The 24,772-nt window shown below is 57.8% G+C and carries 21 protein-coding genes; 4 read left to right on the top strand and 17 right to left on the bottom strand.

The window, feature by feature from the left end:
* Positions 1-3 precede the first annotated feature (3 nt).
* Both ACR0NN_RS04545 and mnmH read left to right on the top strand, forming a co-directional pair.
* Positions 4-1,587: a bifunctional metallophosphatase/5'-nucleotidase gene (locus tag ACR0NN_RS04545; protein ID WP_170720089.1), complete on the top strand. Its 1,584-nt coding sequence runs from the start codon at positions 4-6 to the stop codon at positions 1,585-1,587.
* Positions 1,588-1,764: 177 nt separating this feature from the next.
* The gene (gene mnmH, locus ACR0NN_RS04540) at positions 1,765-2,817 is read left to right on the top strand and encodes a tRNA 2-selenouridine(34) synthase MnmH (RefSeq protein WP_170720087.1); all 1,053 of its coding nucleotides are present in this window, start codon (positions 1,765-1,767) and stop codon (positions 2,815-2,817) included.
* Here the strand turns inward: mnmH and selD are convergent.
* From selD to ACR0NN_RS04505, 7 genes are read right to left on the bottom strand one after another with little or no spacing between them, the layout of a single operon-like run.
* A complete protein-coding gene (selD, locus tag ACR0NN_RS04535; protein WP_170720083.1) occupies positions 2,808-4,967 on the bottom strand; it encodes a selenide, water dikinase SelD in 2,160 nt (719 codons plus the stop codon). The genes mnmH and selD overlap by 10 nt on opposite strands.
* A gap of 5 nt (positions 4,968-4,972) precedes the next feature.
* Positions 4,973-5,359: a Na+/H+ antiporter subunit G gene (locus ACR0NN_RS04530; RefSeq protein ID WP_170720081.1), complete on the bottom strand. Its 387-nt coding sequence runs from the start codon at positions 5,357-5,359 to the stop codon at positions 4,973-4,975.
* A gap of 7 nt (positions 5,360-5,366) precedes the next feature.
* Entirely contained in the window at positions 5,367-5,639 is a 273-nt protein-coding gene (locus ACR0NN_RS04525; RefSeq protein ID WP_480683970.1) for a K+/H+ antiporter subunit F, read from the bottom strand.
* Positions 5,636-6,133: a Na+/H+ antiporter subunit E gene (locus ACR0NN_RS04520; protein WP_170720212.1), complete on the bottom strand. Its 498-nt coding sequence runs from the start codon at positions 6,131-6,133 to the stop codon at positions 5,636-5,638. Before ACR0NN_RS04520 ends, ACR0NN_RS04525 begins: the two co-directional genes overlap by 4 nt.
* Positions 6,133-7,674 carry a monovalent cation/H+ antiporter subunit D gene (locus ACR0NN_RS04515; RefSeq protein ID WP_170720079.1) on the bottom strand — a complete coding sequence of 514 codons (1,542 nt, stop codon included), beginning with the start codon at positions 7,672-7,674 and terminating at the stop codon, positions 6,133-6,135. Before ACR0NN_RS04515 ends, ACR0NN_RS04520 begins: the two co-directional genes overlap by 1 nt.
* Positions 7,671-8,030 carry a Na+/H+ antiporter subunit C gene (locus ACR0NN_RS04510; protein WP_170683154.1) on the bottom strand — a complete coding sequence of 120 codons (360 nt, stop codon included), beginning with the start codon at positions 8,028-8,030 and terminating at the stop codon, positions 7,671-7,673. Before ACR0NN_RS04510 ends, ACR0NN_RS04515 begins: the two co-directional genes overlap by 4 nt.
* Positions 8,030-10,900 carry a monovalent cation/H+ antiporter subunit A gene (locus ACR0NN_RS04505; RefSeq protein WP_170720077.1) on the bottom strand — a complete coding sequence of 957 codons (2,871 nt, stop codon included), beginning with the start codon at positions 10,898-10,900 and terminating at the stop codon, positions 8,030-8,032. Before ACR0NN_RS04505 ends, ACR0NN_RS04510 begins: the two co-directional genes overlap by 1 nt.
* 219 nt (positions 10,901-11,119) lie before the next feature.
* On the opposite strand from ACR0NN_RS04505, the gene ACR0NN_RS04500 reads away from it, so the two are divergent.
* Positions 11,120-11,590 carry a rhodanese-like domain-containing protein gene (locus ACR0NN_RS04500; RefSeq protein ID WP_170720075.1) on the top strand — a complete coding sequence of 157 codons (471 nt, stop codon included), beginning with the start codon at positions 11,120-11,122 and terminating at the stop codon, positions 11,588-11,590.
* On the top strand, positions 11,590-12,414 hold the full coding sequence (locus ACR0NN_RS04495; protein WP_170720072.1) for an alpha/beta fold hydrolase: 825 nt from the start codon (positions 11,590-11,592) through the stop codon (positions 12,412-12,414). Before ACR0NN_RS04500 ends, ACR0NN_RS04495 begins: the two co-directional genes overlap by 1 nt.
* On the opposite strand, the gene mdoH is transcribed toward ACR0NN_RS04495, so the two are convergent.
* From mdoH to ACR0NN_RS04445, 10 genes are all read right to left on the bottom strand, one after another.
* Positions 12,415-14,286, bottom strand: coding sequence for a glucans biosynthesis glucosyltransferase MdoH (mdoH, locus tag ACR0NN_RS04490; RefSeq protein ID WP_170720070.1), 1,872 nt, complete (start codon positions 14,284-14,286; stop codon positions 12,415-12,417).
* Positions 14,283-15,782 (bottom strand): glucan biosynthesis protein G, encoded by a 1,500-nt coding sequence (locus tag ACR0NN_RS04485; protein ID WP_170720068.1) that lies wholly within the window; start codon positions 15,780-15,782, stop codon positions 14,283-14,285. Before ACR0NN_RS04485 ends, mdoH begins: the two co-directional genes overlap by 4 nt.
* Complete coding sequence (locus ACR0NN_RS04480; protein ID WP_170683148.1) at positions 15,779-16,996, bottom strand: OpgC domain-containing protein; 1,218 nt, start codon at positions 16,994-16,996, stop codon at positions 15,779-15,781. The genes ACR0NN_RS04485 and ACR0NN_RS04480 overlap by 4 nt, the downstream gene beginning before the upstream one ends.
* A gap of 32 nt (positions 16,997-17,028) precedes the next feature.
* On the bottom strand, positions 17,029-18,399 hold the full coding sequence (locus tag ACR0NN_RS04475; RefSeq protein ID WP_170720066.1) for a tetratricopeptide repeat protein: 1,371 nt from the start codon (positions 18,397-18,399) through the stop codon (positions 17,029-17,031).
* 180 nt (positions 18,400-18,579) lie between these two features.
* Positions 18,580-19,764, bottom strand: a complete 1,185-nt coding sequence (locus tag ACR0NN_RS04470) for a CoA transferase (RefSeq protein ID WP_170720064.1) — start codon at positions 19,762-19,764, stop codon at positions 18,580-18,582.
* Complete coding sequence (locus tag ACR0NN_RS04465; protein WP_170720062.1) at positions 19,751-21,370, bottom strand: thiamine pyrophosphate-binding protein; 1,620 nt, start codon at positions 21,368-21,370, stop codon at positions 19,751-19,753. The genes ACR0NN_RS04470 and ACR0NN_RS04465 overlap by 14 nt, the downstream gene beginning before the upstream one ends.
* Positions 21,371-21,449: 79 nt before the next feature.
* A complete protein-coding gene (locus ACR0NN_RS04460) occupies positions 21,450-21,914 on the bottom strand; it encodes a DUF302 domain-containing protein (RefSeq protein ID WP_170720059.1) in 465 nt (154 codons plus the stop codon).
* Between the two features lie 78 nt (positions 21,915-21,992).
* Positions 21,993-22,736, bottom strand: a complete 744-nt coding sequence (cobF, locus tag ACR0NN_RS04455) for a precorrin-6A synthase (deacetylating) (protein ID WP_170720056.1) — start codon at positions 22,734-22,736, stop codon at positions 21,993-21,995.
* Positions 22,729-23,457, bottom strand: a complete 729-nt coding sequence (cobA, locus tag ACR0NN_RS04450) for a uroporphyrinogen-III C-methyltransferase (RefSeq protein ID WP_170720054.1) — start codon at positions 23,455-23,457, stop codon at positions 22,729-22,731. The genes cobF and cobA overlap by 8 nt, the downstream gene beginning before the upstream one ends.
* A complete protein-coding gene (locus ACR0NN_RS04445) occupies positions 23,454-24,770 on the bottom strand; it encodes a cobyrinic acid a,c-diamide synthase CobB (RefSeq protein ID WP_170720051.1) in 1,317 nt (438 codons plus the stop codon). The genes cobA and ACR0NN_RS04445 overlap by 4 nt, the downstream gene beginning before the upstream one ends.
* Between the last annotated feature and the right edge of the window lie 2 nt (positions 24,771-24,772).

Here is a 24,772-nt window from a genome sequence, read left to right as displayed (position 1 = left end):
AAGATGTTCACCCGTTTTCTTGCCTCAGCAGCCGTATTGGGCCTGACCGCAGGTATGGCCGCTGCCGAATACAAGCTAACGATTCTGCATACCAATGACATTCACAGCCGGATCGAATCGATCAACAAATACGATTCGACCTGTGACGCTGAAGGAGAGGCGGAAGGTAAATGCTTTGGTGGCGTTGCGCGTCTGAAGACCATTGTGGATGCAAAGCGCGGCGAACTGGCTGATGAAAATGTTCTGCTGCTTGATGCAGGCGATCCATTCCAGGGCTCGCTGTTCTACACCACCTACAAGGGTGCCGCCGAAGCTGAGTTCATGGAAGCCATCGGTTATGACGCGATGGCAGTTGGCAACCACGAATTTGATGACGGCCCGGCAGGTCTGGCCGCTTTCATCAATGCGGTCAGTTTCCCCGTGGTGTCGGGCAATCTGGATCTGTCATCGTCGGCAGAGCTGAAAGGCAAAGTGGAGAACCACGTTGTGCTGGACGTTGGCGGCCAGAAAGTGGGCATCATCTCGGCACTGGCGACGGATACAGTCGAAACCTCGAGCCCCGGCAAAGATGTCGTCTTTCAGGATGAGATCGAAAGTTTGCAGGCGGACGTTGCAGCTCTGCAAGATGAAGGCGTGAACATCATTATCGCGCTTACCCATGTGGGCCTGGCAAAAGATATCGAGATCGCTGAGAAAGTGCCGGGTCTGGATCTCGTGGTTGGCGGCCACTCGCACACACTGCTGTCGAACACAAATGAGGACGCCGCAGGCGCCTATCCGACAATGGTGGGCGATGTGCCGGTGGTTCAGGCCTATGCGTATTCTAAATACCTGGGTGAAATCACGCTGACATTTGATGATGACGGCAACCTGATTTCGGCAGAGGGTGAGCCGATCCTGCTGGATGCCTCGGTTACGCCAGACGCAGATATCGCAGCGCGTGTCGCTGAAATGGGTGCCCCGATTGAAGAGATGAAACAGCGCGTCGTGGCCAATTCGGGCGCTGCTATCGAAGGCTCTCGCGATATCTGCCGTGTTCAGGAATGCGAGATGGGCAATCTGGTCGCGGACGCGATGCTTGCGCGTGTTGCAGATCAAGGAGCACAGATAGCGATTGCCAACTCGGGCGGGCTGCGTGCCTCGATCGACGAGGGCGAGGTGACTATGGGCGAAGTTCTGACAGTTCTGCCATTCCAGAATACGCTTTCGACCTTTGAGATCAGCGGGCAGGGCGTCATCGATGCGCTTGAAAATGGTGTGAGCCAGGTCGAGGAAGTCAAAGGTCGTTTCCCGCAGGTGGCTGGCATGACCTTTACCTGGGACCCCTCAGTTGCCCCGAATGAAGGCCGCATCGTCGAAGTCATGGTTGCCAATGGTGACGGGTTTGAGCCTATCGACCCGGCAGCGACCTATCTGGTCGTCACAAACAACTATGTCCGCAATGGCGGTGACGGTTACAGCGTATTCTCGGGTGATGATAAAAACGCCTATGATTTCGGCCCCGATCTGGCGGATGTGACCGCTGAATACCTTGCCGAAAACGCACCATACCTACCCTACGTGGACGGGCGCATCAAACAGAAATGATGCGATCTTGAAAGCAACGAGGCCGCCTTTCGGGGCGGCCTTCTTTATTCAGAGATACCTACAAATACCACCGGTAGGCATTGGCCCAATGTAGAGACATCACAAGTTGCCACGAGTGAAAACTCATCAAGGTCTATCTGGCTTTTCTTCCAACAACATACACGATAGACCGCTGAAATGGTTCAAAACGTTTCCAGCTTGCCGCAGTTCTACGGCCATGCGTTTGATACGATTATCGACGTGCGCAGCCCGGCCGAGTTCAACGAAGACCACATACCGGGTGCCATCAATCTGCCAGTTCTAAACGATGAAGAACGCGCGCGGGTTGGCACAATCTATGTGCAGGAAAGCCCATTTCTTGCTCGTAAACTGGGTGCCGCATTGGTGTTCCGTAATGCGGCTGACCATATTGAGAAACACCTCAGTCATCATGAGGGCGACTGGAAACCGCTGGTCTATTGCTGGCGCGGCGGGCAACGGTCAGGCTCGTTTAGCTGGATGCTGCAGCAAATCGGCTGGCGCGCCGAAGTAATCGATGGAGGGTATCGCTCCTATCGGCGGCTGGTAAAACGGTTTTTGTATGATGATGCGCTGCCTTATCAGTTGGTCGCGCTGGATGGCTACACAGGCACCGCCAAAACCGAACTGCTGGCGCATTTGCAAGCGCTGGGCGTTCAGGTTCTGGACCTTGAGGGGCTCGCAAATCACCGAGGATCGCTGTTGGGAGAGATGCCGGGTGGTCAACCAAGCCAAAAGGCGTTTGAATCAGCGATCGCCGCTGCTTTGAGCGGGTTTGACGTTGCACAGCCGGTCGTCGTAGAGGCGGAATCGTCCAAGATAGGCAGCCTTATCCTGCCACCCAGCCTCTGGTCCGAATTGTGTTCAGCACCCCGCATACAGATCACCGCACCAATCGATGCGCGCACGACCTATCTGGTCTCTGCTTACGACGATATCCTTTCGGACCGTGAACGGCTGCGTGATCGGCTGTCGCCTTTGCGGTTTCACCGTGGGCACGAGGTCGTCGATGGTTGGCTGGAATTAATCGACACCGGGGATAAGCCCGGGCTTACAAAAGCATTGATGGAGCAGCACTATGATCCGGCCTACGCCAAATCGCGCAAGGCGCAGCGTGCCGATGTGGTGGCTCAGGTTCACGCGCAGTCTCTTGATGACGCTGGGCTTTCAGCGACTGCTACGCGGATCGCGAATGCGTTGGATCAGCTTTGAACGCGTAAGCCAGGAGTTTGGGTGAGCTGACCAATTATGGCCGCCGGATAACCCTCTGCGCGCAGTTCCGAGCAAAACCGCTCGGCGTCCTCGGGATCAACAGCAGCCAAAAGCCCCCCCGCAGTCTGGGGATCGAACAGAAGTTCTGCTTTGCCTCCGGTTGGAAGGCCCGGAACTATGGCTCGGTTATCGACGTAAATCGTGGATCGGATGCCCTGATCGCTTAGTTCTTCCGCACCCGTCATGATCGGGATGGAGCTTAGAGACAGCATCGCCCCGCAACTCGACGCATCGCAGATGCCTTGCAGATGGCCTGCCAAACCAAATCCGGTGACATCGGTCATCGCGTGGGCATTGCGTAAGATGCGCGATGCATCGCCCTGCGGCTGTACCATCTCGTTAATTGCCGCGGCGACCCAAGTCCCTTTGGCCTTTCCCGCCATTTCGGCAGCCATAAGCACGCCGCTTCCCAAAGGCTTTGTCAGGATCAGCGCATCGTCGGGTTTTCCACCGCTTAGTGTTATCGGCTCGGCCTCACAGATTCCGGTCAACGTGAAGCCAATGGTCAATTCGTCACCCATCGAGCTATGGCCACCAACAATTTCAGCCCCGGCCTTGTGCATGACATCGCTTGCGACTTGCATGATCTCGGCCATTGTCCGTTGCTGCAGCTCCGCCGACATCCGTGGCAGGATGATTGTCGCCGTCGCAGCCTGAGGCTCTGCGCCCATCGCCCAGATATCGCCAAGCGCGTGAACGGCGGCAATACGCGTCATTAGAGCAGGGTCATCGATGAAACTGCGCAGATGATCCGAGGTCATAACCTGGCGCACGCTACCAGTTTTCAGCAGCGCCGCGTCGTCACCGGGCAGCGGAGTGATGTCCGACCGATCTAATCGCGGCAATTCCTGCAATGCTGCTTGCAAAGCACTTCGGCCAATCTTGGCGCCACATCCCCCGCACATTGGCTTTTCCCCAAGTGTCTCTTGCAGACCTGCCGCGTGTTGTCGAGGCAAAGCAGGGGTGGGCATATGGGGCAGGTTGCGAAACCGGTTCATGAATTTTTGGTCGATGTGGTTTTTCCATTGCCACATCAGTGGTCCGCTGAACGAAGTTCCAAATCGTTCACCCAGAGCGGACTTTCCCCCCAGCGAAATCAGTTTCAGATAATCCTTCTGCGGCACATAGCGCCGCATTTTCCCGGCCCCAAGCGCTGTGCGCAGGTTGTCATAAAGGACAGGCGCTTCGCGCACTGCATAGACCCCGGCTTTGGGGCGTGGGTTATCGGACAGATGCGCACAGTCTCCTGCCGCGAAAATTGCGGGATCGCTCGACTGTAGGTCTGCATTTACTTTGATGAAGCCCTCGTGCAGTGCGATCCCACATTCGGCCAACCAGTCATAGGGCCGCGCACCCGCCGCGCCTGTGATGAAATCGGCCTGTATTTGACCGCCATCATCTAGCTGGATCTGTCCCGCCTCAATTTTCTGGATCGTCGTGTTTTCCAAAACCTCGACACCGAGGCGCTGCATTGCCTGTCGGATGGTGGCGGAGGCCTTTGGGACTGTGGCAGTCAAAACCGTTGAGTTGTCGATCAATGTGACCCGAGCTTTGCGTCCTTTGGACCGCAGGGCATGGGCCATCGCCATTGCAAGTTCGACACCCGCGACACCGCCGCCAATCACAGCGACCGAGGCTGGCCCGGTTTCGGCAAGATATTCCTCCCATCGGGCCGCAAAGGGGCCAAGAGGTTTGGCTGGAACCGCGTGTTCGGCAAATCCACTCACGGCAGGCATATCAGATGTGATCCCGACATTGACCGAGGCCACATCAAACGCTACAGGCGGACGTCCTGGCACGTGGATAAGTCGCTTATCCGGGTCTATCCCGTCGACAGCGCCCAGAATAACGCGCGCACCGGCAAACCGTGCCAATCTGACCAAATCGATATCCAGCTCCCACCGTTTGTAGTGCCCGGCGACAAAACCCGGTAGCATCCCGGAATAGGGCGCAGTGGGGCCGGGATTGATCACGGTGACTCGTGCACCAGGCAAAGGGTTCATACCCCATTTGCGCAGCAGCAGTGCGTGGGTGTGGCCTCCGCCAATCAGAACCAGATCACGGGTCAGGGGCAGCGGAGGTGTATGCATGGGTCTCAGTTCGTGCTGTGGTCCGGGACGTCTTCGACCTGCTCGACGGCGTGGGTGGCCCAAAGCTCATCCTCGCCCGCATCCGGCAGATCGCTGGGCTTTTCATGGCGGTGAATATGCCATTTGGCAATGAACAGGGCCGTGATCGGAGCCGTCAGGAACAGGAACAACGTGATTAGCAGCTCGTGCAGCGACAGTTTCCCCTCAAGCAGGACCGAATGCGCGATCGAGGCCAGAAGAACGCCGCCCACGCCCAACGTCGTTGCCTTGGTTGGAGCGTGCAGTCGGGACATCGGGTCCTTCAGTTTGATCATGCCAAATGAGCCGACGAAGCCGAAGATGCCCGAGACGATCAGGAAGAAGGCGATGAGCAATTCGAAGATAAATGTCATGCCGCCCTCACTCGATGATATTGCCGCGCAGCATGAAGCGCGCATAGGCAACCGTTGAAACGAAACCCAGCATGGCGATGATCATCGCGGCCTCAAAGAAAATCTCGGTGCCCAGACTTAGGCCATAGAGGATCATCAAAGCGATGGTATTTATCACCATCGTATCCAAGGCCAGAACACGGGTGCCGACCCCTTCGGCTGTGATGATCCGCCACAGGCACATCATGACCGCTGCGCCGAAACAGGCAAATGTAAAGTAAATTGAATAGGTGATGATCATTCGAAAATCTCCTTCAGGCGGCGCTCATAGCGTTGCTTGATCTGGTCACGCACCTCTTCAGGGTTGGGTGCGTCAAGGCAGTGGACTAGAAGGTAATGCCCCTGAGCGGACAAGTCGCAACTGACGGTGCCTGGTGTCATGGTGATGGTCCCCGCCAGAACGGTGATGGCTTCGGGCGTGCGCAGTTCCAGTGGTATGCTGACGAAAGTCGGTAGGCGGTCTGCATCGCGTTTGAACAGGATGATCCGGGCCACAGCGATATTGGCCATCACGATGTCCCACAGGACAACCAGCATGTATTCCACCACCATCGGCCAATTGCGCAACTTTGGACGATCAGGCCAATAGGGCTGGGTGATGAACGGAATGATGATCCCCAAGAGAAGTCCAAACACCAACGAGTTCAACGAGCCATTGTTTGCCAGCAGCACCCACACCAGTGTCAGTAGTGCTGTCAGATGCGGGTGCGGAAATATCCGGTGCAGAAGCTTCATCATTCTTCCCCTCCCAGCACGGCCGAAATGTAGTCATCCGGTGTGAACAATTGCGCTGCGGTGCCTCCGGCGTATTCAAGCGCTGGACCCGCAAAGAGCGTCAGCAACACCAGTCCAAGAACCGCACCAAAAACTGATGTGAATGCAAGCCCGGGATAGGGCTCTGGTGCGGTTTGGGGGCCGACGTCTTCCTCGGCAGGCTCGGGCTCAACATTAAGTTGCGCGTCATAGCTTTTCCAGAAGATCAGCGTACCTGCGCGCGCCAGTCCCACAATGGTAACGAATGAGCCGATCAGGATCACGGCCCAAACCGCAGTGGCATCCGGTGCCCCGCGTGATGCATCGAGCACGAGCAGTTTTCCGATAAAGCCAGACAGGGGTGGCATCCCCGCCATCGCAATGGCTCCGACAAAGAAAAGGGCCGAGATCAGCCCAGATTGCGCCATGGGTGCTGTTGGAGAGATGGCCCCACCTCGGCGTTCCATAACCATATCCGCGACGAGGAACAGCAATGCGGTCGCCAGTGTCGAATGGAAAATGTAGTAGAGCGCAGCGGCTGTTGCGGCTTCGTCGAACAGCGAGATCGCAATCAGAAGGGTGCCCATCGAGGCAATGGCACAGAAGGCTACCATCCTAGCAATATGCTGTGAGCCGAGAATACCGATGGCCCCAACAGCCAGAGTTAGCAAGGCTGCGGGTTGTAGCCATGTTCCAACCAGTCCGTCTGTCGCGGCAACATCCGGTCCAAACACCAGTGTATAGACCCGCAGGATCGAGTAGGCCCCAACCTTGGTCATGATCGCAAACAGGGCTGCAACCGGTAACGGAGCGTTGGCATAGCTGGCCGGTAGCCAGAAGTGCAATGGCAACACGGCTGCCTTTATACAGAACACCAGCAACAGCAGGACCGCTCCGACGCGTAGCAGGGCTGTATCTTCTGGCGGTATTTCTGCCACGCGCACAGCCAGATCAGCCATGTTCAGCGTGCCGGTGACGCCATAAAGCGTTCCCAACGCAAACAGGAACAACGTCGAACCCAGCAGGTTGTAGGCCACATACTGCACGCCCGATTTCAACCGAACCGAGCCGCCTGCATGTGTCATCAGGCCATAAGACGCGATCAGCAAGACCTCGAAGAACACGAAAAGGTTAAAGGCGTCACCGGTCAGGAACGCGCCGCAGACCCCCATAAGCTGGAAATGGAACAGCGCGTGGAAATGTTTGCCCCGTTCGTCCCAGCCAGATCCAATGGCATAGAGCACAATGGGCAAGGCCAGCAGCGCCGTCAGCAGCACCATCATGGCAGACAGTTTGTCCAATACCATGACGATACCAAACGGAGCAGGCCAGTTGCCCAGCTCATAGACTTGAATTTCACCGGTTGTCGCCTGCGCTGTAATGGTCAAGGCGATGCCCAGCAGTCCCACGACACCGGCGATCGAGAAAATGCGCTGCAAGTCCAGATGATAGCGCAGGACCATGATGATGAACGGGGCCAGGATCGCGGGCAGGACGATCGGCGCAACGATCCAGTGGTTCATGCGTCTTCTCCCGGCGCGTCCACACTGTCGCTAGCGCTCATGTCGATATGATCATCTTTTGAGGACAGATAGGCCGATAGTGCGATCATCACGATCACCGCTGTCATCCCGAATGAGATCACGATTGCCGTCAGTACCAGAGCCTGCGGCAGCGGGTCGGTATAGGCGACGTCTTCATACTTGTTCAGCACGGCGGGCGCGTTCAGTGCTAGCCGTCCGGTGGCAAAGAGAAACACGTTCACCGCATAGGTGATCAGTGACAGGCCCAGGATCACTGGGAAAGTTCGGCGGCGCAGGATCAGGAAAATCCCGGCGGCGGTCATGACGCCTACGGCAGAGGCTACCAGCGCTTCCATCAGGCCTGCTCCTTCTCGTTGTCTTCATCCTGAGGTTCATCCCGCAGCGGGTTGATATCCATCGGGAACTCTTGCGCCATACCCGGTTGCCAAGCGAACCGCGACAAGCTGTCGAGCGCTAGCATCACCGCGCCCAGAACCGCCAGGAATACGCCAGTATCAAACAGGATTGCGGTTGCCCACTCGAACTCTTCCAATGGAGGCCAGTTGATATAGCCGAAATCACTGGTCAGGAACGGGCGTTCATTGAACCATGCGCCAATTCCTGTTGCCGCAGCGATCAGAACGCCCCAGCCGATAGTACCGTGATAGTAGAACCGCTGTCGTTCGATGGCCCAGGTATAGCCACTGGCCATGTATTGCATCAGGAAGGCTATAGCGACGATGAGGCCGGCAATAAAGCCGCCTCCGGGCTGGTTGTGGCCGCGGAAGAAGATGTAAGCGCCCACCATCAGCGCGATGGGCATCATCACGCGGGTGGCGACCACCATCATCAGCGGATGTGAATCCCCTGACTGCGGCCAATGCGGTTTGCGGTTCAGCAGATAACCACGCACATTGGTGCCCAAGACCGCCTCGGTCAGCGCATAGATGATCAGTGCGGCGATCCCCAGCACGATGATCTCGCCAAAGGTATCAAACCCCCTGAAATCGACGAGGATCACGTTCACGACGTTGGTTCCGCCACCACCTTTGTACGAGTTGGCCAGATGGAACTCCGAGATCGTCGGGAAGGCAAAGTCCCGCATCATCAGCGCATAGATCAACGCGCCCGAGCCGATCCCGGCAACAACCGATATCGCCGCATCGCGCCAGCGCCGCGCCGCGCTGCTGTCCCACGGTGTCTCGGTTGGCAGGAAGTTCAGCGACAGCAACAACAGGATCATCGTTACCACTTCGACCGAGATTTGTGTCAGCGCCAGATCAGGGGCCGAGAGATAGTTGAACGCCATCGAAACGATCAGGCCGACTACACCGATCAGCACCAGAGAAAGCAGGCGGTTGCGGTGGAACCACATGATCGCCAGCGTCGCGCCCACCAGACAGATCCAGCCAATGATCGGGATGATCTGCGCCGGCAAGGGCACGCGCGTTTCAACACCAATCGTGCCTGTGGAGTAGGCGTAATAGCCAAGCCCGACGGTGAATGCGACGAAGATGATCGCATAGCGACTGAGCACGCCGTTATGTAGTTCATCCGTGATCCAGCGGCTTGCGCGGGTCAACGCCTCGATGATTGCTTCAAAGATGACCTTTGCCTCGGGACGGGGCAGGGCGTTCCAGATCTGATCTCCACGTTTGTGCAGCGATAGCAAGAACAAACCGCCAAGCGTTGCGACGATTGACATGTAAAGCGCAGGCGTAAAGCCGTGCCACAGTTTCAGCGAGTAATAGGGCAGCTTCTCGCCCCCGATCACCGCACTGGCGACAACGGCGACCAGCGGACCGACGATTGCCGCCGAATAAAGACCGATCAGAACAACCAGCACGACAAGGAAGGCCGGAGCCAGCCATAGCCCGACCGGTGGGTCATGCGGGTGCGCAGGATAATCGTCACGCTCGGGGCCCAGAAACACATGGCTCACGAAACGGAAAGAATACGCCGCCGAGAACAGCGCCGCGAATAGCGCAAGGCCAGGTACCAAATAATGCGAGTTCAGCCAGGTCGTGTGGACCGTTTCCTCAAGCATCATCTCTTTCGACAGGAACCCGTTCAGTGGAGGCAGGCCTGCCATCGATAGCGCAGCGATAGTACCGATGGTGAAAGTAATCGGCATCAGATGCCGCAAACCACCCAGCCGTTTGATGTCGCGCGTTCCGGTCTCGTGGTCGACGATCCCAGCGGTCATGAACAAGGCCGCCTTGAATGTCGCGTGGTTGATGATGTGGAACACGGCAGCAACGGCCGCGAACTTGGTGCCAAAGCCCAAGAGCATGGTCACCAATCCCAGGTGGGAGACCGTCGAAAAGGCCAGCAGTGCCTTTAGATCGTCCTTGAATAGCGCAATCACCGCGCCCAGCAGCATGGTGATCAAGCCGGTTGTGGCAACGATGTAGAACCACGCCTCTGTACCTGCCAGAACCGGCCACATCCGCGCCATTAGGAACAGACCTGCCTTAACCATGGTGGCCGAGTGCAAGTAGGCCGAAACCGGCGTTGGCGCCGCCATGGCATGAGGCAGCCAGAAGTGGAATGGGAACTGCGCTGATTTGGTGAAACAGCCTAGAAGGATCAAGATCAAAGCGGGCAGATAGTAGGGTGAGGCCTGGATCACCTCTTTGTTCTGAAGAATGACACTCAGGTCATATGAGCCCACGATATTGCCGAGGATCAGCATCCCCGCAATCATTGCCAAACCACCCGAGCCGGTCACTGCCAACGCCATGCGCGCACCTTGCCGCCCTTCGGGAAGGTGCTTCCAATACCCGATCAGAAGGAATGAGCTTAGCGATGTAAGTTCCCAGAATATAAGCAGAAGAAGGATATTATCGGACAGGACAATCCCGACCATAGCGCCCTGAAACAGCAGCAGATACGTGTAGAACTGGCCCATCGGATCTTCGCGTGACAGGTAGAACCGGGCGTAGAGAATGATCAGGAGACCGATCCCCAGGATCAGCAAGGCAAATAGGAACCCCAGACCGTCAAGCATGAAATTCGCGTTCAGTCCCAGACCCGGAATCCAGTCGAACCGCGCGGTCACCACATCACCTCGCATGACGCTGGGGATGTGAATCAACAAGCCCATCAATGCCAGGAATGTGGTCAACCCCGCCGCTGATGCTGCTGCGTTACGTCCTGCCCGGATCAGCAGGGCTGGAAATACAGCTCCGAGGAAGGGAAGGGCCGCGATAAGGAATAGGGACAAGTGCGATACTCCGGTCTGTGCGGTCAATATGACTGAATTGCTAGGGATAATTTATTGACTGCACCGAAATTGCAAGGTTCCGACAAGCGTTAGAACCTACATATTAGATGCGATTATCTGCGTAATAATGACGCGAACTTGATCTGAGGGACGAATTTCCCGAAAGCTCTGCGAATTGGCATATGTTAGAACCAACCTGAGAGTGCAGGAGAACGCCGCATGGCGGACGTTAAAAATCGAAGTCGCAGATGGGTTTTGATTGGCGGTGGAACAGCGATCGCCGCCGGGTTCGCCATACGCGAGTACCGCTTGATCCCGCAGGACTATTCAGGCGGACAACTGGATGTCGCACAGGCCCATCAGAAGGCCGTGTCAAAGGACATCCTGTTGGTCGATATCCGAACACCACGCGAATGGCGGGCGACAGGAGTTGGACAGGGCGCGCTGCCATTGGATATGCGACGCGAGGATTTCGTGCAGGCCCTGATGCAACTCACCGGGGGTGACAGTGCTGCCCCCATTGCGTTGATCTGTGCCCGAGGGGTTCGGTCGGCACGACTGAGCAACCAACTGACCGAAGCGGGTTTTACGAATATCATGGATGTGCCCGAAGGAATGCTTGGCTCTGCCGCCGGGCCGGGTTGGGTGCGCGCCGGTTTGCCGGTTGAATCTTTCACTGAGGGAACATGATGAAGACGCAGTATTGGTTGGCATTTTGCTGTACGATTGCGGGACAATCGGCTATCGCGGCGTGCGGCCCGGAGGAGGGTACGTGCGAGACGGCTTCGGGCGAATATCACATCGAACTTCCTAACGCCGAAAACCCACCATTGGTGGTATTCCTGCACGGGTATGGCGGCAGTGGTTCCGGCACGATGAAGAACCGTGGTATGGTCGAACCCCTGCTCGATCGCGGTTATGCCGTCATGGCGCCCGAAGGCTTAGAACGCCCAGATAGGGGCGGCACTAAAAGCTGGAACTTCTATCCGGGCTTCGGCGAACGCGATGAGACCACGTTCCTGACCGAAGCAGTGCAAGACGCGGCAGCACGGTTCGGAATCGATGACGAGCGTGTGGTTCTGGGTGGCTTCTCAGCCGGTGCCTTTATGGTCTATTATCTCGCCTGTGACGCGCCCGAGACATTCTCGGCCTATGTGCCTGTTTCCGGCGGATTCTGGCGCCCGCACCCCGAGGCGTGTGAGGGACCGATCCGCATGTTCCACACCCATGGCTGGACGGACAACGTGGTTCCACTTGAGGGGCGCCTGCTTGGCGGTGGCCGCTTTCATCAAGGTGATATCTTCGCGGGTCTCGAAATCTGGCGTGTTGCCAACGGGTGCGTCGATACCAAGCCAAGCGGGTTTTCGACCACCGGTCAGTTCATGCGTCGGAACTGGATGGGATGCGCCGAAGGCAGTGCGCTGGAATTTGCGCTTTTTCCAGGTGGGCATACAGTGCCACAAGGATGGGCCGACATGATGGTGGACTGGTACGAAGGTCTGCCCGGCAGCTGATTATTCTGCGGGTGTGACGACGCCTTTGCCTTCGATCAAACGCTTCAATTCATCACGATAACGCCGGGCCGAACGGGTGATGGCAGGTTCGTTGACATCTTCACGCATTCCGACCATGCGACGCGCGGCACCGGCGGACACTCCGCTGAGCGCCGAGAGCGGGATCGCCAGTGCGAGGCTGATCGCAATCGGAGCCAGCCAAACCGATACCAGTCCGGCGAGGATGCCCACGCTCAGCGCAACACCGCTGACGGTTTCCAGCGTGTGGCACAGAACCAAGGTACGCAGCCCATAGCTGCCACCGTCACGCGCCTGCGGAGACCAGCCTTTCTGAATACCCAGAGCGGTGCGGAACACCGCTATCATCTGTTGCACCATCAGGATCGGAGCATAGAGGATCGACAGAACGACCTCGGACAGGAACGAAGTAAAAAACTTTACCTTTCCGCCGAAGTCGGAATAGCGCACACCGCTGAGCGGCAGGGCGGCAACGCCCAGAACCTTGGGCGCAAGCAGCATCGCGTACATAACTAGAATGATCAGTACATGCCGTGTCTCGGACATCTCGGGCCATTGCGGGAACAGCGGGTTGTCTGGGCTGAAGTAGTGCAGAACCGAAGCCTCTTCGCCCTGACCAATCAGCGCCCACATCACCAACAAGGCAAACCACAGCGGCGACATCAAATAGCCGACCGCACCGTGGAACATGTGGAACCGTGAGACCGCCCGGAATCCGGTCGAGCTAAGCAGCTTCAGATGCTGCAAGTTTCCCTGACACCAGCGGCGATCCCGCATGGCATGGTCGATGAGGGTGGGTGGTGTTTCTTCGAAGGATCCGCGAATGCGCGGCAGAAAGCGGACGGCCCAACCGGCGCGGCGCAGCAGGCCTGCTTCGACGAAATCGTGGCTCATGATCAGCTTGTCCTGGCCGTTGAACGATCGGAGCTTGGGCAATCCAGCGCTTGAGGCGAAGGCCCGGGTGCGAATGATGGCGTTATGACCCCAATAGTTGCCCTCTTGCCCGCACCAGCGCGCCAGACCTTCGGCAAAGGCAATGCCATAGACGCCGTTGGCAAACTGCTGCATCCGGGCAAAAACAGATTGCGCGCCAATCAGTTGCGGGTAGCTTTGGATCAGGCCTGCGCCCGGATCACGCGCCAGTGCGTCAGTCAGGCGGGTGATCGCGCGGCCAGTCATCAAGCTGTCGGCATCCAGCACCAGCATCGCATCCCAGTCCGCACCCCAGCGGCTGACCCAATCGGCAATATTGCCAACCTTGCGATCCGTATTCTCAGGGCGGCGGCGGTAATAGAGTTCAAGTCCTGGTGCTAGCGTAGTGCGTAGCGCTTCAACACTGGCCTGTTCTTGCGCTGCAATCTCGGGGTCGCGCGTGTCGGACAGAATGAACATGGCATAGTGATGCCGATCGCCGCGTTTTTGCAGGTCTTCCAACATCGTGCGGGCGTTGCCCAGCACGTTCCATGGCACTTCGTTATAGACCGGGGTCAGCAGTGCCACGCGCAGCGGTTGTGCACGGCCCTCGCGTTTGGGTGGCTCCTGCCGCGACAGCGAAACCATGCCCAGCAGCACGGTGCAGACCGTGAAGGAAATCCAGAAGAAATTGAACGAGATCAGCGTCAGCAGGATGCCTTCGATCAAGTTGATCCCTTCAGCGCTGAACCAGTCCGACATCACCCAAAGCAAGCCCAGCGTCGCCGCCATCGCTGGCGAAAACGCCAGCGCACGCCAGAACCCGGCAGAGGATTTTCTGCCCCCGGCAGGCACCTGCGCGTCGCGGAACCCTTGCGCAAAGTTCTGCGCAGGCATCGCCAGTGGGGCTTCGGACGGCATGATATGCAGATCGCGGCTCATGTGGTCCAACGGTAGAGCCAGACCTCGGAAGCCGGCTGTTTGTCTTTCAGAAGCTGCGCGCGTAGTTCCACGTGGTTGCGTTCACCCGGTTCGAACGAGAATGCAAGCCGCATACCACCGGTATCGGGGTTACGTTGCAGAACGCCATCGGAAGTATCGGCATGGGGAGAGTCTACGAAAATGGTGATCGCTTCGGGATCGTCGAACAATTCGCTGGCCTCAAAATCGATCACGGCCAACCGACCCTCGCCAAATGTGTTATCACCCATCGCGGTGTTGATCACACGCGCCATGGGCGTGCGCTGGGGTTCTTCACCCCAGATCAGACGGTAGGACAGATCGATCTGGCTGCCTGCCGCATAAGGCTCCATCGGCCGCCAATAGGCGACGATGTTGTCGTAGATTTCTTGATCGGCTGGGATTTCAACCAAAGTGACCGAACCCTTGCCCCAATCGCCATTTGGTTCGACCCAAAGGCCGGGGCGTTTGTGGTAATTGGCCTCGAGGTCGGCATAGTCTGAAAATTCACGCTTGCGCTGCATCAGGCCAAAGCCGCGCGGGTTCATGTCGACGAAAGATGAGATTTGCAAGCGTGTCGGGTTTGCCAGTGGCCGCCACAGGACCTCTCCGGCACCATTGCGAACCAGCAGGCCATCGCTATCGTGCACGGCGGGGCGGAAATCGTCGAACCGGCTGTGGTTGGTCTGGTCGAACAGGAACATCGAGGTACCGGGTGCGATGCCGACATGAGTCAATTCGGTGCGCGGGAACAGCGTTGCTTCGACATCCATAATACAATCCGCACCTGCGGTGACGTCAAAGCGATAAGCACCGGTGACGCTGGGGCTGTCCATTAGGGCGTGAACAACCATGTTGCGCTGACCAGGCTTTGGTCGTTCCAGCCAAAAGCGAATGAACTCGGGGAATTCTTCACCATCCGGATCGCCGGTTTTCAGTGCCAGGCCACGAGCCGAGAGACCATAGACCTCGTGCAAGCCGATCGCACGGAAATAGCTGGCCCCTTGCCAGACGCAGAACTCATCCGTTTCACCGGGGCGGTGCATTTCAGTGCGCAGGCGTAAACCTGAGAAGCCCAGAGTATCGTCGATCGGAAGCTTGGGAACATCTTCGGACTTGTCGAACATGGCCAGATCGAAGGTGACCGGCTTGGTCATGCCATCCTCGACAGTCGACACTTTGACCGTACGCGGGAAATAGAGGCCCGGCGTGAAGAAATCCACGTTGAAGGGCGTCTCTGTCTCGTACCACAAGGCGCGATCCAACCGGAACCGGATCGAACGGTACTGCTGATATGTCAGGTCCTGCCATTCCTGTGGCACCATCTCACGCTCGGCATAATCACGACTGGCCAGATCGCGGGCCATCGCAATGACATCTTCGCGGCTGAACGGGGTCTCGCCACCTGTTGCATACGCTGCTGAGGCGAATGCCAGTGCCGTAGATGAGGCGAGAAATGCACGACGTGTAAAATTCATTTCTTAGATTTCCAAGGTTGAGACTTGAACCAAGCGGCCAGATAAGCCACGCCGATGATCATGGCAAAACCAATCATGTTGGCAGCGAAGACACTGGCAACATCCCGCCCACTCAGGTCGAGACCAACACCGATAAGTCGTGCCGCTGCCATGGAAAATACGAACACCGCCAACGATTGCTGCCCGACCTTGGTGATGACTGTCAGCAGAAACTGCCAGACTTTGGCCGCAGCACCCTGCCCGGTGGCTATTAGTCGGTGACCATGCTCACCCGCGACGACCCAGCCCAGATAGGCCAGCGACAGGAAATGGAGATACCGGAACAGGCCAAAGTCAGACTTGTTGCGGAACTCTTTGGTTACCGGCCAAACCTTGCGGATTTCTTCCCCAAGATCAGGTGCCGCGGTGTTGATCCACGTGAACACTTTCCACGAGCCGAAAGGCATCGAAAAGATCAGAAACAGCGCAGCCGCCCAGATCAGGGCTTTCGAAACCGGAGGCGCCGGAATCCAGCCACGCATGAACGCAAATCCGGTGAAGAACAGCAACTGCCAGCCAAATGGGTTGAAGAACCATTGGCGATCAGACCATGGCTCGGCCGGAAGGTCCAAATAATCGAATTGGGCGATAAGCCAGATGGTGACCGAGGCCAGCGCTACTGCCCAGAACCCAATGCGGTGCAGCCCCATGAATAACGGCATCATCGCCAGTACCACCAGATACATCGGAAGGATGTCAAAGTAATTCGGCACATAGGTCAGGGTGAACAGCCCCACGATCTGAGGCGCAGGGTCATTGAAGAAATGCTGCAGGTTGAGCGACGAGATATAGGTTTTCTCGAACAACCCGGACTGATCCAGCGCGGCCATTGACATGGCGACAAAGAAGAACAGGCAGATATGCGCCCAGTAAACCTGCCAGATGCGGAAGGAAACGCGTGCGGTTCCCAGCCACCAGCCCTTGCGCATGAACGCTCCGCCAAATGCGATGGCGGATGCCATGCCCGAACAGAACACAAAGATCTCGGTGGCATCGGAAAAACCGAACCGGGCGGGAATCCATTTGGCCCACGGATCATTCGGGATATGCGCGATCAGGATGATGAACATCGCGATGCCGCGGTAGAAGTCCAGACGCGGATCGCGCGTATGGGCAGGGGCAGCGACCTGAGACGCCACCGGAGCAAAATCAGAAGCGGGCGATGCAGTCGCCATACGGTTTCTGTCCTTCTTGGTCTTTTTTGTTGTTACTCGGCAGGGACGCTTTGTGCGTCGCCGCCGTCGCGTGCGGCCTCGATCAATGCGCGGCGGGCGAGGGCGTAGTTATCCTCACCTCCGGCGCGCTTGGCGCGGCGGTCGTCAAGAATGCGCTCGACAGCATCCAGACGGCCGGCACGCAGGCCGGAATCGATGGTGATGCGCTCGAATACATCACGTTGGGCGTGGCTGCCACCCGCCAATTGCATGCCGCCCCTCGCATTTGACAAGAAATCAAAGGCTTGGCCATAAAGGCCGTCGCCAAAGGCCTCAAGACCCTTGGCCGCTGCGATGCCCGGATCGGACATGCGGATCGGAGTATCACCCTGATTGCGCTGAGCGTCCTTCTGGATACGCTGTAGCATCTGCGCGGTCGCATCCGTTCGGTTGTCGCCGGTCAGCGCCAGCAGATAGTGCAAGTCTGCAAAGATCAGACAGCCGTCTTCAGTGCGCGCCGCGCTGAGATCAGCCAGCTCTTCCCAACGATTGCCGACGTCCACGCCTTCAAGCTCAAGCCGTGACAGCAGCGATGTCGCGTTTGAAATATCGCGGTAATCGTCAGTTTTGTCCTGACGGATGTGGTGGTCATACAGCGCCATCACCTGATCGACTTGACCTAGATCCAGATGCATCAGCGCCTTGTGCCACCACACGTGATAGCGGAAGTTGTTGCAATGCGCCCAGGCGTCCTCGCGCCCGGCGAGCCAGTCCAGACCCAGCTGAGCATTGCCGGTCATCTCGTGCACATGCGCGACGGCGTGTAGACCCCACGCATCGTCCGAAACCATCCACAAGGCCTGACGTCCTGCAATCTCGGCCTTTTCGTAGGCACCTGTCTCTTCAAGCGCAAAGGAGTGGCAGCCAAGCAGATATCCGCGCCCGGGGTGATCTGGTTCGTAGGCAGGCATCACGCGCTCGATCGACCGGCGCATGCCGTGTGAATCGCCCAAAACGAAACGGGTGGCGTGGCTGAGTTTCATCGCCAGCGTATCCGTGGGATGTTGCCGAAGAATTTCTTCGAATTTTTGTATGGCCTGAGAGGGCAGGTCGGCCATGTACAACGCCAGTGCTTCAACATACAGCTTTTCGCGGGCTGAAATCGGTTGGCGTTCCATCGCCGCATTTGCTGCTGTCAAAGCCTCGGCTGCGACCGGGATCATTTCGCGCCGGCCCAGCAGGACCATGAACAAACCTTTGATCGCGTGACCCAGTGCAAAATCCGGCTCAAGCTCCAGCACCTTGCCCAGATGTTGCGGCGTGACGGCTGCGTGCGCCATGAACCCAAGCAGAACACCATCCCACGCCTCGACGCTTGCGGGCTGGCTGAGGGTGTTCATCTGTCCAAAGACGTCTTGTTTCATGCTCGGGTCCAATCTGGTTGCGGTATTCTCTACTGTTCGATGTAACAGAGTGTGCAGCGGGGTCGTAACAGTATCGACCCTGCTCTCGAATTGGTGAAAACACGTGTGTGGGAAAAGCGAAAAAAACCGCCGATTCAAGGGCATGTTTCAGCAACTTGCCGCCTAAACGGGCAGAGTGTTTCAATCTTCGAAGGGGTTTTCCGCGCTCAGAACCGCCTGTGTGTCAGCCCCACAGACCGGAGGCGCACTGCGATATGTTACAGGCGTGAGCGACAGATTCAGGGGATTCCCGATCAGTTGCACCTCGCCGGGTGCGGCCTGCATCGAAATCCGCATTTGCCGGGCGGCGACCTGATCAGAGGCGAAAACCTGATCGAGTGTACGCACCGGGCCAACAGGTACTTTCAGCCCTTCCAGCCCTGCAATGACGCTACTGGTCTGCAGCGCTTGAACGGCCGGGCGCAGGACCGCGTTCAAAGCATCGCGGTGTTCAAGGCGGGCCGGGTTGGTGGCAAATCGGGGGTCGTCGGCCAGCTCCGGTTTCTCGATAAAGCCGCAGAGCCGTCGGAATTGGCTGTCATTTCCGACCGCCAGAATGACATGCCCATCAGCTGTCTGGTAGACCTCGTAAGGCACAATGTTGGGATGCCCATTGCCGCGCCGCTGAGGTACGTCGCCCGAGGTCAGATAGTTCACGCCTTCATTTATCAACCAGGCGATCTGGGCGTCCACCAGCGCAAGATCGATCTGCTGACCTTCGCCGGTCAGATCGCGGTGACGCAGAGCAGCCAGAATACCAACGCAGGCATACATGCCACACATCACGTCAGCGATTCCTACGCCCACTTTCATTGGCGCGCCCTCGGGATCACCAGTCAACGACATGATCCCGCCATAGCCTTGCGCCATCAGGTCGTAACCGGGTTTCGACGCATTCGGGCCTGTCTGTCCGTAGCCTGAGATCGAGCAATAGACGAGACTGGGAAACTCCTTGGATAAGCTCGCATAATCGAGCCCGTATTTCGCCAGCCCACCGGGCTTGAAATTCTCAATCAGGATATCGGCATGGGACGCCAGGCGCTTGATTTCTGCCTGACCCTCAGGTGTTGCGATATCCAATGCAACCGATTTCTTGTTGCGATTGGACGACATGAAATAAGCGCTCAGATCCGAGCGATTGCCATCCGCATCCTCAACGTAAGGAGGACCCCACTGCCGCGTATCATCGCCTCCGGTCGCCGGGTTTTCAATTTTGATGACGGTGGCCCCGAGATCGCCCAGCAGCTGTGTGCAAGTAGGCCCCGCCAGAATGCGCGACAAGTCCAGTACCTTGACGCCTTTCAGCGGTCCTTCAGATGCGGCCATCATATCCTCCACGATCGATTTCCGCAGCAATGACAGTGAAATTGTCGGCTTTCAACGCTTGATCCAGCGAGGCACGCAATTCCTCGCGATTTCGAACCGTGTGACCGTACCCACCAAATGCGCGCGCCATGGCGGCAAAGTCATGGCGGTCAAAGTCTACTCCGCGATTGCCCATCTGGCGCTGGCGCTGCTTCAGCTCGATCAGAGCAAGGCTGGCGTCAACGAAGACGAGGAAAATCGGGTTGCCACCCAATTCGGCGGCGGTCGAAAGCTCTCCGGCGACCATCAGAAATCCGGCATCACCGGAAAAGCTGATTACAGGGCGGTCCGGTTCGACCAGTTTCAATCCGATGGCCATCGGAACTGCGCAGCCCATTGTGCAAAGCGCCGAAGACTGGATCAAACCGCGTTCCTCTGAACACTCCCACATCTGGCTGAGCAGGATGCGGTGCGCACCGCTGTCAGCGGTGGCGAGTGTTTCGGCAGGCAGCGCAGCACGGGTTTCTGCGATGATAGCGGCTGGTCCCCAGGCTTCATCTGTTGGGAAGGCTTTCGCCAGCGCGGCTTTGACCAGTTCCGGTTCACCGCGCGGCCATGTCTTGCGGGCCGGGTTGCCTTTGGCGATGGCCTCAAGCGTTGCACCGGTATCTGCCACCAAATTCAAACCGGCCTGATGCATGTAGTGATCATTCACGACGGCTGATATGTCGATCACGCGTTTGGTTTCGGGGTCCCAGATCTCGCGCCAGCCGGGGCGCATCTCGATAGGGTCATAGCCCAGGCACAGCACCAGATCAGCCTGTTCTACCAGCGGGATAAGATGTTTATCGGCCAGCGGAGACAAACCGGCCCCGCCCAGGCACAGCGGATGATCCTCAGGCACCACCCCCTTGGCCTTGTAGGTGGTGACGAAGGGGATGTTGAAATGCTCTAAAAACGCACGCACGACACAGCGTGAGTCATCGTACAGAACATCAAGACCGATGATCGCCAAGGGACGCTCGGCCTCAGCCACCCAGCGACGGGCCTTTTCCAGACATTCCGCGCCGGGCGCGACAGGGGCAACTTTTGCCAGTCGGCGACGTTTAATCCCTGATACGCGCCTATCGGCCACCGAGATGGGGACATCAATGTGCACCGGGCCAGGGCGCGGCTGGTTAGCGAGCGATACCGCCTTATCGGCGATGATATCAGCTCCGTCAGCCGTCAGCATAAACGTACCCTTGGTGATTGAGCGATAGACTTGCGCGTGATCCATCACCTGATGGGTGTAAGTTAGCGCCTCATCCGCATCAACGCATCCGGTCAGCACGATCATGGGCACCCGATCCTGCAAGGCGTTCGCGACCACATTGATACCATTCATGGCACCGGGGCCAAGCGTGGCCACCAGAATCGCGGGCGCGCCATCGCGGTGATGAACGGCTTCGGCCATGAAACCGGCTGCGTTTTCATGCTTGGTCAGATGAAAGGTGATGCCCGCATTTTCCAGCGCATCCACCAAGGTCAGGACCTCGCCACCGGGCATTCCGAACGCGTGGCGGCATCCGGCCTCATAAAGGCGTTGTGCCAACATATCCGCAGCGCGGGGGGACAGGTCCTGCATCAATCAAGCTCCGACAAGTTTATCTTTCAGCAGATTGCGGAGGACGCGCCCGGACGCAAGCAGCTTCACGTCAGTGTGACTATTTGACGGCGCTTTCCGCCACGGCCTGAAACTTTGCGTCAAGTTCAACGGCAATTTCGTGCAGCGCTTCACCGCCCTCATCTGCATAGGGCGCAAATACAAAGCCGGGTGTTTTGTAAGACAAGGTCGCGGTGCCGTCCTTGTTCTCGGTCACGTAAAACCGGATAGGCGCTTCGATCATTGCGTTGGTCGAGGTTTCAAGAACCCGAACAGCGTAGTCATTGTTGAACGCGCCGATTACCCGATTGCCCGGTATGGTAATGCCGCGCGAAGCCGCCGCTTTGGTTGGCCCGGCTTGCGTTACAACAATCAGGCCGTTTTCTTTGATGGCTGCTTTTGTGTCTTCAACAAGGCTCTCGTAACTTTTGTTGCTCGAGTAAACCGCCCACCCAGAAAGGGGTTCAATGCCGTCAGCCCATGCAGGAACGGCTAGCAGACACATCATGACCCAGAACGCTTTCATCAACTTACTTTCCCTGTTGGTTTGGAAATAATTGGCAGAAAAGCGTTGAAACCGTCCTCACAATCCTGTGCACACAAGTCAGGCGGCGCGTTTCTTTAGCAAATAGATGTCCATGATCCAGCCGTGATCTGATCGGGCCTGTGCACGGGTTTCCAGAATCTCCTGTGCCACATCCGCAAGTGGGCCATTGATCAGGATTTCCTCTTTCATGCCCACATAGGCCCCCCACCAGATGTCATAGTCGGTCATCTCGAGGCTTTGAAACGAGCATTCGCCATCCAGCATAACAGCAACCTTTGAAGCCGCATTAGGCCAGCCCTCATCGCGGATGCGGCGGCCTGTTGTCACAACATAAGGAGCCCCCAGATCGTTGATCGGAATCGCATGGGCGGCCGTCAGCGCCTGCAACGCCGTAATGCCCGGCACAACTGTGACATTCGGCTGCGGGTCAAGGCGCGACGCAATCCGCAACGAGCTGTCATAAAGCGACGGATCGCCCCAAATCAATAGCGCTATGTTTCGCGCATTTGGGTGGGCCGAGATCGCCTCTTGCCAACGTAGCGCGATTGCGTCGTGCCAGTCGTCGACACCTTGCAGATAGCCATCATCGGCCCGACGTTTGGGAATGTCGAAATACGTGATCTGAGGGGGCGTTTCGGTGACCCGCGCGATGATGTCTTCGCGCAGCCCGGCCAGATCGGCTTTGTTCTCACCCTTGCGCGGGATCAGGATCAGATCAGTAGTCCTGATCGCCTGCGCGCCCTGAAAGGTAAGGTGATCCGGGTTGCCGGTCCCAATCCCGATCAGGGTCAGGTCAAACATCTTCGAACTCCGCCAGCGGGCCATAGAGGATCAACGCCGGGGCGGTTCCGATCTCGGCCTGTAGCTTCTCGGACAACTCCCCGATCGTCGAGCGATGCAAAGACTGTTCGGGGGTCGAGACGGACTCGGCCATCAGCGCAGGTGTATCCAGCGAAAGGCCATGCGTGTGCAGAGCATCGACCAGCAGCGGAAAGGTGCGCTTGCCCATGAAAACAACGGTCGTTGCCATCGCATCAGCCAAAGCGGGCAGGTTCAGATCAGCCGGCAGTTTGCCACTTACGTCATGCCCTGTGACGAACTGCACACGACGTGCAGTCAGCCGCCGGGTCAAAGGGATACCAGCCGCTGCAGCTGCGGCGATCGCCGAGGGGATGCCAGGTATGATCTCATATTCGATACCGGCGGCCTGCAATGCGACCAATTCTTCTTCCAGCCGTCCGAATAACCCGCCATCACCGGATTTGAGCCGCACCACCCGCTGACCGGTTTGCGCGTATTCGACCAGTAGTCGACTGACATGATCCTGCTTGGGCGAGGGACGACCAGCACGTTTGCCAACACCAACCAGATCAGCATCGTCACGCGCATGGGTCAGGATCGGCCCACTGCTGAGATCATCAAACAGCACCGCGTCTGCCTTCTGCATCCGGTCCACAGCCTTGAGAGTCAACAGTTCCGGATCGCCCGGACCGGAGCCGATGAATGAGACAAACCCGCTCATGCCGAGGCCTCAGCAATCAAATGAAAGAACGTGCCGGTGACATTGCCGCGTCGTGACCCTGTCTGTGGACCTTCTGCGCCCTCGGCATCGAACACGCGAGCCAGCGGCGCATCCGGTTGTTCGACAATCGAAGAATAGTGGAATTCGTGCCCACGCAAGGCTGTACCTGCCGCAAAGCCGGGCATCGGAGTCAAAAGTTCTGCCTTACGATAGCCCAGATTGAATTTGCGCTTTTGGTATGAAGTCTGCAGACCCAACAATCCTGCCATCTGGTGCGGGGTGCCATCCTTGTCAATCAGGACCTCTCCCAACGCCATGTAGCCCCCGCATTCGCCATGTACAGGTCGGCTATCTGCGTGTTTCCGCAGCCCAGTCAGGAAGTTATCCGCTGAAGCCAATGTCCCGGCATGTAGCTCAGGATAGCCCCCTGGCAGCCAGACCAGATCGGCATCTTCTGCAGGTGCTTCATTTGCCAGCGGAGAAAAGGGCGAAATCTCGGCGCCAGCACTGCGCCACCCTTCCAGAAGATGCGGATAGGTGAACGAAAATGCGGCATCCTGAGCCAAGGCAATACGCTGGGCTGGAGGGCGCGGCAGCGCGGTTGACGATGGCCCATCGGGGCCTGAGGAAGCCGCCGTTTTGATTGTCTCGAGATCGACATGCTCGCGCAGAAATGCGGCGTATCCGGCGATTGCTGTTTCCAGATCGGGATGCTCAACTGCCTGGATCAGGCCCAGATGCCGTTCGGGCAAGGTCAGATCACCCCGGCGAGGCAGAACCCCAAGTACCGGCAATCCGGCACGTTCCATGCCCAACCGTGTCAGGCGTTCATGGCGCGGACTGGCGCAGCGATTCAGGATCACACCTGCAAAGGGTAGATCAGGATTATACATCCGAAACCCCAGCGCCGTCGCGGCTGCTGATTGTGCTTGTCCTCCGACATCCAGAACCAGCACCACCGGCCATCCCATGCGCAGCGCTGTTTCAGCGCTCGATCCATGGCCCAGTTCTCCGGGCTTGGCGACGCCGTCGAACAAGCCCATCGAGCCCTCGGCCACCACAACATCCGCGCCCGTCGCCTGCTCTGCGATTGCACTGAGCAGCGGCTCTCCCATCGCCCAGCTATCCAGATTGAACGAGGCTCGGCCCGCCGCAGCACGGTGGAACGCTGGATCGATATAGTCTGGCCCGCTCTTGAACGGCTGTACCTTTAATCCGTCCTCGGCCAGCGCCCGAAGCAATCCCAGCATGACCGTGGTCTTACCTGTGCCCGAAGACGGCGCGGAAATTAGTATTCCCGGGGGGTTAGTCATCG

This window comes from Ruegeria sp. BA2 (genome assembly GCF_056539605.1).
This window is presented reverse-complemented; position numbering and strand designations above follow the sequence as displayed.